We start from the raw sequence: 11,155 nt of genomic DNA, 5'->3' as shown, positions 1-11,155 counted from the left end.
AGCTGTCTAGACGGTGCGGCATCGCGGGGTCTCTCGTGGGTTGACCGGCTCGCCGAGGCATACCCCGACGCCGTCCATAAAGATTTCCGGGTCGATCGAGTTGCCGCCGGTCAGCGTGCATCGGCCGCCGCGGGCGGCGCACGGCACGTTGCGGTGCACCTCGTAGTGCAAATGGGTGCCGGACGAGTGCCCGGACGTGCCGACCAGCCCAATCGGCTGCCCCGCGGTGACCCGCTGCCCGGCAGTCACATCAGGCCGGCGGACCATGTGGCAGTACCGGGTGGCGATCCCGTCGGCGTGGCGGATGTCGACATACCAGCCGCACCCGTGCCCTTCCGGGCTGCCGTCGACATCGCAGTTGCCGGTGGACCGGTCGCACACCGACTGCACGACCTCACCTGCGGACGCGGCGCGGATGACCTTGTACCGGCCCGCGATCAGGTCCACGCCGGCGTGCAGCCTGCCGCTGCGCTGCCCCCAACCGGACCCGACCTTCGCCTCGACCGGTTTCGTCCACCCCGACGACGTGAGGGCAACCGGCCCGGCGCACCCAGCCGGTGACGCACCAGCCAGTTCGGTGATCGACGCATGCTGGGTGACGTACGCGACGACCTGCTCAGCGTCGCGTTCCTTAGCCGCGTATCTCGTCGGGTACTCAGAACGCTGGACAACCTGCGCAGCCTTCGTGAGCGGCATCGTGTCCCAGCCGTCGACTTTGAGCAGCGCGTCGTAGAACTTCGACGCCGCATACACCGGGTCGATGAGCTGCGCCGGAGTCCCCCACCCTTGGCTGGGGCGTTGCTGGAACAGCCCGACGCTGTCGTGGTCGGTGACCACGTCGGTGTTGATGAGGCTGGACTCGACCATCGCGGTCGCGACCGCGATCACCCACCCGCGAGGTGGGACACCACGGTCGGCGCCGACCTTGACGATGATCGCGGCGTTGGCGACCCGGTCCGGCTTCCACACGCCAACGGCCTGGAACCCACCAGTGCGGACGGCCACCAGGGCGCCGCTGCGTGGCGGGGTGCAGGCGTAGGCCGGGTCGCCGCCGCCGAGCGAACCCAGCAGCAGCACGCAGCTGCCGGCGATCACGATCACGACTGCGACAACGGCGGCACGGACCCGCTTCACGGCGCCTCCTGCGCAGGGCGCACCGCGATGACGAGCCACCGGCCGTCGCGCAGCACGAGCACGACGCGTACCACGCCGGCGTCGGTCGGGACGTCGACGTCGGCGGCGTCCGGGGTGGCGGTCTGCGGGACCGGGTCGGCGACGATCCGGGTGGCGGCGACGTTGGCCGGGTCGACGGTCGCCAGGACGGCGGCGTACTCGACGGTTGCGTACTGGGTGACGCCGGCGTGCCAGGTCGGCTGGTCCAGGCCGGGACGCGCCCACACGGTGACGAACGCGACCGCCGCCTGGACCGCCTGCGGCGGGACCGGCACGCTCGCCGTCGCCCCGGCGTCCTCCTCGTCGATCCCGCTACCCGGGGCCCCGCTGCCGTCGTGCGGCACGGTGGTCACCGACGGCATCGACGGCGCCGGTCGGTGGGCGGGACGTCCGGAGGAGCAGCCTGCCACTGCGGCAAGCAACGCGACCGCGACGGCTAGGCACCGCCGGGTCACGGCGGAGCCGGTTACGGCGCGTCGCCCACCCTCGCCGACATCGGCGGGGTTGTCAGCGACCGAGGTGGTCTTCGAACGGCTGCTGGCCGTCGGGTTGCCGGTCATGGCGCATCGTCCGTCGGCGGCAGCGGCGGCCAGTCGTCGTCGGCGTACCGGTGGAGCTGTTCCCGGAGCTGCCCGGCGGCCGTCTGCAGGCGCGCAGCCAGGTCCGCAAGGACGGTGCTGCGGCGGGCGGGTTCGATGTGGCGGGCCGAGGCGACCTGCCGGCGCAGGCTGTCCGCGGCTGCGGCGATCTGGTCCAGCATCGCCTGGTAGCCGGCGTCCGGGCGGGGAACTTCGGCGGGTGCGGCTGCGGTGCGCATCAGCCCTCCAGTTCCAGGTCGGCGGTGCCGCCGTCGCCGGGTTCGGGGTCGTAGTCGCCGTCCAGGACGCCGTCGGCCTGCACGTCGCGCTGCTGCTGCAGGTCGTGTTCCTCGGCGATGAGGGCGTTGCGTCGCTGTTGCTGTTCGTCGGGCTGCATGGCCTCGGTTCCTTCCTCCGGTTGGGGTTGCCGCGTCGCGTCGCCAGAGCGCTCAGTGCGCTCAGGGCGTTCAGGGCGTTCAGGGCGTTCAGGGCGTTCGTCGAGCGCGACGCGGGGGCTGTCGGTGATGCCGGGTGGGTCCGGGCGGGTGGCCTGGTCCAGCCGGATCCGGTCGTCGATGAACGCGGCCAGGGCCGCCAGGTATTCGTCGCGGGTGTACCGGCGCCCGGCGCCCGGTTCGGCGGCCTCGGTGGGGCGCTGCTCGGCAGGCTGCCGCTCCTCACCCAGCTCGCGGAAATGCTGGACGCGGGCGTGCAGCCAGCTGATGGCCGCGCGGGTGGCGCGGACAGCGTCGTGGAGTTCCGCCCAGCCGTACGGGGTGGTGATCTCCGCGGGTCGGGTGCTCATCGGTCACCGCCGTCCACGCTGCTGTCGGTGCCTTCGGCCGGCGGGCCGGGTGTGCTGCGGCCGGTGAGGTCGTGTTCGGCGGCGTCGAGGGCCTGGTCCCGCCAGGTGGCGGGCCACGTCAGGTCGATGCGCCGTTTGGTGTGCTCGCCGTTGCGGCAGCGGGTGTGTTCGTCCCACTCCCGCAGCCGGGGGCGGGCCCGGGCGAGGGCTTCGAGCCAGCGCAGCGGCGTGTCGGAGGACGCGCGGGGGTCGTAGGCCACGTGCCACGACGCGGCGAGGGCGGTGAGTTCCTCGACCAGCTGCGGGTGGATCGGCCAGCACGCGGGGATCTCCTCGGTGAGGCTGTACCGGTCGACGAACCAGCCGACCCAGTCGATGAGCCAGATCCACACCTGCGATGCGGCTGGCCGGTCCAGGACGCGCCAGCGCAGGTCGGCCGGTGCCGGCCCGGCGGGGCCGGGCCGCAGCTGCTCGGCGAGGGTCTGGACCTGCTCGCGCAACGCGAAGTGGTTCTCGGCGAGTTCGCCGACGGTCTCGACGAGCTCGGCGAGGCCTTGGCTGAGCATCGCCGCGGCCTGCAGTTCCGGCGGCAGGTCACCGGCCGCGCCGGCCGGTGCGGGCGCGGACCGATCGGCGCGGCGACGGTCGGGGTGCTGCGGCTGCTGGGGTTCGGTCATCAGGCGGCCTTCGCGATCCGCTGCTGGAACCGGTCGCGGTCGGCGGTGAGGTCGCCGCCGTCGGGGCGTTCCCACCACGCGGTGAGCTGTAGCTCGACCGGCGGCAAGTTCCCGACAAAGGCGAGGGCCCGGCCTTCCGGGAGGGTGCGGAGTTCGGCGAGGTCGAGCAGGTTCTCCCGGCGCACGTTCTCCGACACGCTGGCGCGGCCGCCGCCCCACGAGTGTCCGGAGGACACCTCGAGGATCTGCCCCGCGAGGGACTGCGCGTCCTTGAGGCCCTGGACGTCGCTGGAGCCGCCGATGACGAGCTCGCAGTTGGCGGAGGCGTTGATCGCCCGGCCTGCCTTGTCGCCCCACCGTTCCAGGGGCTGTTGCTTGTTCTGCATGAACAGGTCGATGGCGATGCCGGACCCGCCGCCCTCGGTCATCAGCGACGGCAGGGACTGAATCGGCGCGACGTTGGCGATCTCGTCGCCGACCAGATACAGCGTGGGTTCGATCCGGCCGCCCGACGCGGTCAGCGCTGCCCGTTTCGCCTGGTACAGCAGGTCTTCGGTGACCGCGCCGAGCAGCGGCGCGATCAGCGCCTGCGCGTCCCTGGTCCCGACGAGGTAGATCGTCCCGGACTGCGCGAGCCAGGTGAGGGTGTCGAATTGCGACCCGCGCGGCGGCGAGCACGCAGCGAGCACGCGCGGGTCGTTGAACGCGTCCAAGGCGCCCGACATAACGGACTGGATCGTGTCGCGGGCCCGGCCCGTCGTCTCCCGATGCCGGGCGAGCCGGTCCGCCCACGAGTGCACGCCGTGATGCCGCAGAATCCGCTCCGGGCGCGCGTCGGAAGGGTTCTGCGACCAGGCCAGGACGTCGACCATGGTCGCGTTACCGTCCAGTGCCGCGGCGTGCAGCAACCCGCGGATCAGCGATGCGGCCTGGTCCTGGAAGTACTTGCCGTTCTCGACGCTGTCGGAGCCGACGCCGGACCCGGACGCGAACCCGGACGCGCGGAGCATCGCCACGATCTGGTCTTCGGCGCCTTCGATCGGTGACCAGCGCAGCCGTTCGATCCCGGCGAGGGGGATCTCACCCTGCGGTTCGAACACGTGCGTCGGGCCGATCCCGGCACGCCGGGCGTAGGTGACGGCGGCGACGTCCAGGCGGGTCGAGGTCGAGATGACCGCGCCGCGGGCGTCCAGGACCCTGGGGATGACGCACCGCGACGTCTTGCCGCCGAACCGGGCCGCAGCAGCGGCGACAAGCGTGTATTCGTTGGCCAGGAACAACTTCTCACCGGTGAGGACATCGGTGCCGAGGAGCCGACCGACCTCGTGCGGGTCTCGGCGCCGTGCCTCCTTTGCCGCCCGCTGCTGCGGAGTGTCCGCCTCTCGGACCGTGAGGCCGGGCCGCACGATGTCGGCTCGGGCGAGGACCGCGTCCGGGCTCAGCAGCGCCCGGACGGCGCCGCGGCGGGCGAACCCGCGCCGGCGCAGCAGCCGCCGGGCAGCTGCGATCGCCGGCACTGCGATCAGGACCGCGTGATACAGGAACAGGCCGAGCCAGAGCAGGTACAGCACGACCGCCGGCGGCAGGTCACCACGCGCTGCGGCAGGCCACGCGCGGACGGGGTCACCGACGTGCCCGGCGATCCGCACGGCGACGCCGGGTGCGTCGCCGGGGGTCGTGTCCGGCCACGCGAAGTGGGTGACGACACCACCGACCTGCCCGGCCAGCCACAGCGTCCACGTCAGCGTGGGCAGGACGACGGCGACGATGCCGAGCATCGCCAGACGGACCACGATGTCGGCGCGGACGAGGCCCTGCTTGGGCAGGTGGTGCCCCGGGGCGGACAGCGGTGGGCGGCGCATCACTGCACCTGCCGATCCGCAGTCCTGACCCCGACCGACCCGGCCGCCGCCGCGGCGGCACCGTCACGACGATCACGGTCAGGGCCGTCTGGATGCTCACCTTCGCCTGCGGTCCCGTCTGGAGCGTCGTCACCGGCGGTGTCGGGCAGCGCCTCCATCTGGCTGTCGGTGTGCACCATCCGTCGCTCCACAGTGGACAGTTGGTGGCGCACGACGATGGACCGGTTGCCGATGCGCCACAGGCCGACGCCCTGCCGCAGGTGCCGCAGCAGATCGGTTTCGGTGTCGTTCGTGCCGAGAAACTCCGCGGCCTGCTCCAAAGACCCGGGCTCCTGCCCGTAGGAGACCCGGACGCCGGAGTCCTCGATCAAGCCCCGCGCGATGCGGACCTGCTCGGACCCGGCCTCCCCGACTGCTGACAAGTCCGAGAACCGGTGGAACGCCAGGATGTTGCCGATGCCCAGCGCGCGAGCGAGTTTGGTCTGCTCCCGCATCCGCCGGACCAGCCCGAGATGCCGCGCGACGAGCGTGAACTCGTCGTAGATGCAGATCCGCGGCCCGGCCGCCGGCCGGGACAGTTCCGCCTCCAGCCACGACTGGGCGCAGGTCATCGCCATCGCGGTGAGCTGGTCGGAGGAGCGGATCGCCTGCAGGTCGAGCACAGCCCCCGCCGCGGTGAAGTCGATCCGGGCCTGCGTGTCGGTGTCGTCGCTGTCGAAGACGCCGCCGAGCGCGCCGCGGATCAGCCGCTCCAGGGCGAGCCGGACCCGGCGGGAGTCGGCGGTGAACGCCTCCAGGGGATAGTCGACGGCCTCCAGGCGATGCCGCCAGCCGTCCGGGCGGCTCATCGCGTGCAGGACGTGTGACAGGGTCGGGGTGGCGTGCCGGTCGACGCTGGTGCCGTCGTCGGTACGGGTCACGGCGTCGACGGCGTACTCGATCAGCGACCGTTCCGCCTCGGTGAGCCGCTCGCCGACCTGGATCTCCAGCAGCCCTTCCAGTAGCAGGAGGCGGCGGGCGCGTTGCAGTTGCAGCCACTGCGGTTCCGGCATGCCCGGGTCGCGGCGGATCGCGGCGAGGGGATTGATGGTGGTCCCCAGTCCGGGACCGATCCGCACCGGGGTGATCCCGCACAGCCGGGCGAGCTCGGCGTATTCGCTGCGGATGTCGACGCAGTAGAACTTCACCCCGAACGGGACCCCACGGAACGCCAGGGTCTTCAGCAGACTCGACTTCGCGGTGCCAATCCGGCCGGTCACCGTCATGTTCGGGGCGGTGATCGCCTTCGCCCGGTACAGCTCGTGCAGGCTGAAGCAGAACGGGGTGCGGGAGTACACGTCCAGGCCGACGTACGGGCCGTCGACCGGCAGTTCCTCACCGACGACGAACGGGTACACGGAGCACAACTGCGCCGATGTCGTCGTCAGCGGCGGTAGGTTCAGCCGCACCGCGACCCTTCCCGCGGCGGTGCCGAAGCCACCGCGCCGGTCGACCGGCGGCCGGCCGGTGAGCCGCTCCTCGTCCGCGGCCAAGGCCCGCCGCTGCTGGTCGAGCGCGCGGGCGGCGGCGCGCTGGTCACGGTCGGCGGCGCCGCGCTCGATCAGGTCCAGCAGCGAACCTGCACGCCGCACCTTCCCAGCGGGGGCACCATGCTGCGGACCGCCCGGGGAACCGGTGTGAGGACTGGTCCGGCGGTTCATGCGGCCCACCCGCGGATCGGCTTGAGACCCCGGGCGAGGGGCAGCGCACCGGCGGCGAACGCCTGGTCCTGCTCGCCGTACAGCACCACGCTGTCGCAGCCGGCCCGGGACAGGATCCGTTTCACCGCTCGGGTGTCGCGGTTGAGGTCCTCCACCGTGGCGGCGGTGACGGTGACCAGCACGGTGTAGCGGTATCTGACGTGGCCGTGTGCCTGTTCCCGGTCGATCTGGTGTACCGAGCGGGCTTCCTCGTCCTCCCGCGCCGTGCGGACCAGCCTGAGCTTCGTCTTGGTCGCCGCGTCGCCGGCGCGGGCGACCTGGTCGCGGCGCGACGCGAGGTTCGCCAGCTCGGCCGGGACCGGCTGCGCGGTGAGGGTGACGGTGCGCCGGCAGGTGGTGCGGGTGTAGAGCGGGGTCAGCCACGTCGCCCCGACCGGTTGCCGCGGCATCTGCGCCACCCACAGGGTCCGCGACCAGCCGCTGTCGTGCCGGTAGGTGTCCCAGCCGACGACCTCCGCCGCCGCCGGGCCGGCGAGCCGCGGTTCGACCTCGGCCGGGCCGTCGCTGCGCAGGTCCGCGGTCTCCTGCTCGGCCGGGTCCCACTGGGTGCGCAGCACCGCGCTGTATCGGCGCGGGGTGAGCCACCCGTCGGTGCTCACCCCGGCCTCGGCGACGGATGCCGCGATCCCGGGCAGCCGGTCCAGGACGACCGCGGCGATCGCCGCGTCGGTGCCGCCCGCCTCGGCAATCTGGCTGGACACGCGGGTGAGGTCGAAGACGCAGACGAGGAAGATGTCGTGCCGTTGCGCCATCTTCGACCCCGCCGCGGTCACCTCCGCCAGGGACCGGTAGGCGACGCTGTCTCGTTCGACGGCCCGCCGCTGCAGGAACCGCGTGGCGCGGTTCCCGGCGTCCGGGACGGCGCGGCTGGTCACCGACCAGCGCACCAGCCCGGCGTCGGCGTACTCCGTGCCCAAGATGTTCAGCAGCCGCGCCCAGTCGACGAGGCGGCCGTGCTGCTCGCCGCGGTCGGCGAGGATGAAGTTCGCGCCGGAGCACGACAGCGCGGCGGTGACGGTCTTCTCACGCCGGTGCAGCAGCAGCCCGACCTCGGTCGTGCCGTCCGCGGCGACCGCGGGCAGCCACGCGTAGCCGGCGGCCGGGCCGGGCAGGTCCATGTGCCGATCGACGGACCCGTCGGCGAACACACTGCCGCGGTACCGGTCCTGCCCGGCCGCCCGCTGGGCGAGGGCACCGGCGATGACCGGCACCCATTCGGTGATTCGCCGCCCCCGCAGCCGCGCCAACGCGAGCACGAACAGCACCGCGGCCGCGGTGAACGCGACCGTCGCCGTCCAAGGACGCCCGGCGGCGAGGAGGTTGATCCCGACGACGGCCGCGATCAGCCCGGCCACGACCGTGCCGATCTGCGCCCACGTGAATCCGAGCACCGCGCCACGCGTGCTGCGTGGCGGAAAACTGAACTGTGTCATCGCTGCTTCCCCGTGTGATCCCGGGCGCGCCCCTTGGGGCACGCGCCGGTGGCTGATACGTCGTCGCGGACCGCGGCGCCCGCCAGTGCCCCGGCGGGCGGCCGCTGCCGGACCGTGCTGGCCCCGGCGGGGTCAGACCGCCGCTGCCGCTGCGGCGCTGGAACCGCCGCTTCCGGCACCGCCAGCACCCGCCGCGTCTGCGCCGCCGGCCGGTCCGCCGCCGGCGGGAGGTTCGGCGCCGCCCCCGCCGTCACTGCTGTCACCGGGCCCGCTGTTGTCCGCGCCTCCCGCCGGGCCGCCGTCCGGCGGCTCCGTCGCGTTGTCCGAACCTGCCGACGGGTCGGACGAGGTCCCGCCCGCACTCGCCGACACATCCGGCGGACCGGTACCGGCGCTCACCTGGTCCGGGTCCATGCCGCCGCCGACGTCGTCGCTCCCGGCCGACTGGCCATCGGACTGCCCGTTGCCGCTCTCACCGGTCGGATCCGCCGGCACCTGTACGCCGCCGTCGCCGTCCCGGCTCTGGCCGCCGCCGGACAGGTCGTCGGTGGCGGCGGCGACATCGGCCCGTGCACCGTCGGCGTTGTCACCGATCGCCTCCGCCTCGTCGCGGTGCGCCGTTCCGCCGTCCTCGCCGTCGCCGGCGGCGGGTCCGCCGGTGTCGTCGACGGCGCCGACCGGCTCGCCGGACTCGTTCTTCTGGGCGTCGGCGGTCAGTTCGCCGGCGGTCCCGGCGACGTCACCACCCGCACCGTCCTCGGTGTCGCCTGCGTCGCCGGTGTCCGTTGTCTCGCCGGAGTCACCGGCATCAGCGGCGGCGTTGGCGTCCGTGCCATTGGTGGTCTCGTCGTTGCCGCCGCCGGTGTCGGCGTTGTCCATGTCGGTGACGTTGTCGTCCATCACCTCGGCGGCGTCACCGCCGCCGCTGGGCTGGCCCCCGCCGAACCGGTCCATGAGCGAGTCCGTGGCCCGCCCGGCGAGCTCACCGATGCCGGCGGCTGCTGCGGTGGCGAACCCGCGACCGTTGGCGTCGGCAAGGTAGCCGTCCCAGATCGCGGTGAGCCGCAGCAGGATCGCCGGGGCGAACACCATCAACCAGATGATCAACACTGCGAACAGGACCGTGACGATGTCGTCGGACCCGTACGTCGCCCTGGTGGCGTAGATCCACAACGCGACGATCGCGAACTTCGAGCTGGCCAGGGCGTTCACGGTCCAGAACCAGCGGCGTCCCCACACACGGGTCTCATGGGACGCCTGACCAGCCATCGCAATCGCGCCGAAGAGGGCGGCGGCGGTGGTCAACATGCCGCGAAACACCATGATGATGCCCACAAACACGAGCCCGACCAGCGAGAACCCGCCACCGACGAGCGCAACAGCGCCGGTGCCGGCTCCTCCGGACAGCTTCGTCAGCGTGGTGATCCACAGCGACGCGTCCCAGGTCTTGCCGTCATTCTGCGCCAGCAGCGCGTTCGTCGCCTGGTCCCACGCGGTGACGATCAGCCAGGCGAGGCCACCGGCGGAGAAGATCCCGATGACCGCCCGGACCAGACCGCCGACGCTGGCGAGCGGGCCGGGACCGCCGTTGACCCGCAACGTGTTGATGATCGCCGAGACGATGAACAGCACGAAGACGAAGATCAGCATCACGCCGGCGGTCGAGTTGTAGACCAGGTAGAACGCGTCGTCGGGGGCGCCGATCGACGTCTGCGTGAACACCTGCGACGCCAGCCACGACAACACGACCGCGACGCCCTGCACGACGAGGTTGATGACGCCCTGAATGCCGGCGTCGATCCCGCGGCCGACCGCGTCACCGACCGCCTTTTCGATCTTGCACTGCTGGTCGAGGACGTCGCACTGCTGCTCGACCTTTGGCGGCGGCGGTGCCGTCGTCGCGCCGAGCGCGGGCAGCAGCGCTTCGGCGATCGCGTTGCAGCGGCTCGCCATGCTCGTCCAGACCTGCGCCTCGAAGACGCCCGCCTGGTCGCCGCGGGCGGTCGCGCGCCGGGCGGCGTCGGTGAAGTGCTTGCAGCCGACCATGTCCTTCGTCGGTGCCGTCCCGGCCGCGACGTCGGCGAGCGTCGCGCGGGCGCCGTCCTTGGGTTTGCTGGTGTACTCCAGCGACACGGTCCGGCAAGCGGCGAGCTCGTCCGGGGTCTTCGTGCGGCTGCACGCAGTCGTCCAGTGCGACACCGCATCGTTCGCCCGCTTCGGGGTGTACACGGCCCAGCCGAAGCACCACCGTTGCTGTCCGGCGGGCAGGTCCCCGCCGCCGCACTCCGCCGTCGTCGGCGACGGTGTCGGTGGCTGCGTCGGCGCGGTCGGCGACGGCGGTGCCGGTGTCGGTTCGGCGTACGCCGCGGCCGGCGCGAGCAGCAGCCCGGCCAGCAGCCCTGCAAGCAGCCCGGTGCAGATCCCGAGCCTGCGCAGCCACCGCCGGCCGGGGCGCGGCCCAGCGACAGCTGGCGTGCCCGTTGTGCCCGGTGCCGACTGCGGCGGTGCGCAGCTCGACCGGCGGCGACCTGCCGCACCGGTCCGTAGCCGAGCCGAGGGCGCGACGGTTCGGCGGGCTCGGGCCAGCCGCAGCTCGGTCGCACCGGTCCAGACCAGGTCCGCGGTGTCGACATGGGCCCGGTCAACCCCGGCCGTGCCGTGCCCGGTCGCGCTGCTCCCGGCCGTTCCGGCGTCGGCGAGCAGCTCGGCGAGGACACGGGACGGGCGGGCCGTCATCGGTTGCCCGGCAACAAACGCGAACACCGCGGCCGCGACGAACGCGGCGACGACGGCGCAGGGCAGCCGGTGGTGTGGACTCTGGGCCGGTGCGCTGATCCGCGGCACCGGACCGGCTCCCGGCCTGCGGG

Annotated in this window: 9 protein-coding genes; all 9 read right to left on the bottom strand. The window is 72.9% G+C overall.

The window, feature by feature from the left end; translation table 11 throughout:
• Window positions 1-6: 6 nt before the first annotated feature.
• A complete protein-coding gene (locus ACQEVZ_RS55705) occupies window positions 7-1,134 on the bottom strand; it encodes a M23 family metallopeptidase (protein WP_433384116.1) in 1,128 nt (375 codons plus the stop codon).
• Window positions 1,131-1,526 carry a hypothetical protein gene (locus ACQEVZ_RS55700; RefSeq protein WP_433384114.1) on the bottom strand — a complete coding sequence of 132 codons (396 nt, stop codon included), beginning with the start codon at window positions 1,524-1,526 and terminating at the stop codon, window positions 1,131-1,133. Before ACQEVZ_RS55700 ends, ACQEVZ_RS55705 begins: the two co-directional genes overlap by 4 nt.
• A gap of 203 nt (window positions 1,527-1,729) precedes the next feature.
• Entirely contained in the window at window positions 1,730-1,990 is a 261-nt protein-coding gene (locus tag ACQEVZ_RS55695) for a hypothetical protein (protein WP_433384112.1), read from the bottom strand.
• Window positions 1,990-2,556, bottom strand: a complete 567-nt coding sequence (locus ACQEVZ_RS55690) for a hypothetical protein (RefSeq protein WP_433384110.1) — start codon at window positions 2,554-2,556, stop codon at window positions 1,990-1,992. Before ACQEVZ_RS55690 ends, ACQEVZ_RS55695 begins: the two co-directional genes overlap by 1 nt.
• Window positions 2,553-3,233: a hypothetical protein gene (locus ACQEVZ_RS55685; protein WP_433384108.1), complete on the bottom strand. Its 681-nt coding sequence runs from the start codon at window positions 3,231-3,233 to the stop codon at window positions 2,553-2,555. The genes ACQEVZ_RS55690 and ACQEVZ_RS55685 overlap by 4 nt, the downstream gene beginning before the upstream one ends.
• Window positions 3,233-5,095 (bottom strand): type IV secretory system conjugative DNA transfer family protein, encoded by a 1,863-nt coding sequence (locus ACQEVZ_RS55680; RefSeq protein WP_433384106.1) that lies wholly within the window; start codon window positions 5,093-5,095, stop codon window positions 3,233-3,235. Before ACQEVZ_RS55680 ends, ACQEVZ_RS55685 begins: the two co-directional genes overlap by 1 nt.
• Complete coding sequence (locus ACQEVZ_RS55675; protein WP_433384104.1) at window positions 5,095-6,726, bottom strand: hypothetical protein; 1,632 nt, start codon at window positions 6,724-6,726, stop codon at window positions 5,095-5,097. The genes ACQEVZ_RS55680 and ACQEVZ_RS55675 overlap by 1 nt, the downstream gene beginning before the upstream one ends.
• Before the next feature lie 65 nt (window positions 6,727-6,791).
• Window positions 6,792-8,288 (bottom strand): SCO6880 family protein, encoded by a 1,497-nt coding sequence (locus ACQEVZ_RS55670; RefSeq protein ID WP_433384102.1) that lies wholly within the window; start codon window positions 8,286-8,288, stop codon window positions 6,792-6,794.
• Between the two features lie 132 nt (window positions 8,289-8,420).
• The gene (locus tag ACQEVZ_RS55665; protein WP_433384100.1) at window positions 8,421-11,132 is read right to left on the bottom strand and encodes a hypothetical protein; all 2,712 of its coding nucleotides are present in this window, start codon (window positions 11,130-11,132) and stop codon (window positions 8,421-8,423) included.
• Window positions 11,133-11,155 lie beyond the last annotated feature (23 nt).

Origin of the sequence: Dactylosporangium sp. CA-152071, assembly GCF_050936335.1 — a bacterium.
GTDB classification, from domain to species: domain Bacteria; phylum Actinomycetota; class Actinomycetes; order Mycobacteriales; family Micromonosporaceae; genus Dactylosporangium; species Dactylosporangium maewongense.
This window is presented reverse-complemented; position numbering and strand designations above follow the sequence as displayed.

Bases quoted from the DNA above. Each gene is read 5' to 3' on its own strand.
- ACQEVZ_RS55695 (WP_433384112.1), bottom strand. From the start codon at position 1,990: ATGCGCACCGCAGCCGCACCCGCCGAAGTTCCCCGCCCGGACGCCGGC.
- ACQEVZ_RS55690 (WP_433384110.1), bottom strand. From the start codon at position 2,556: ATGAGCACCCGACCCGCGGAGATCACCACCCCGTACGGCTGGGCGGAA.
- ACQEVZ_RS55685 (WP_433384108.1), bottom strand. From the start codon at position 3,233: ATGACCGAACCCCAGCAGCCGCAGCACCCCGACCGTCGCCGCGCCGAT.
- ACQEVZ_RS55680 (WP_433384106.1), bottom strand. From the start codon at position 5,095: ATGCGCCGCCCACCGCTGTCCGCCCCGGGGCACCACCTGCCCAAGCAG.
- ACQEVZ_RS55670 (WP_433384102.1), bottom strand. From the start codon at position 8,288: ATGACACAGTTCAGTTTTCCGCCACGCAGCACGCGTGGCGCGGTGCTC.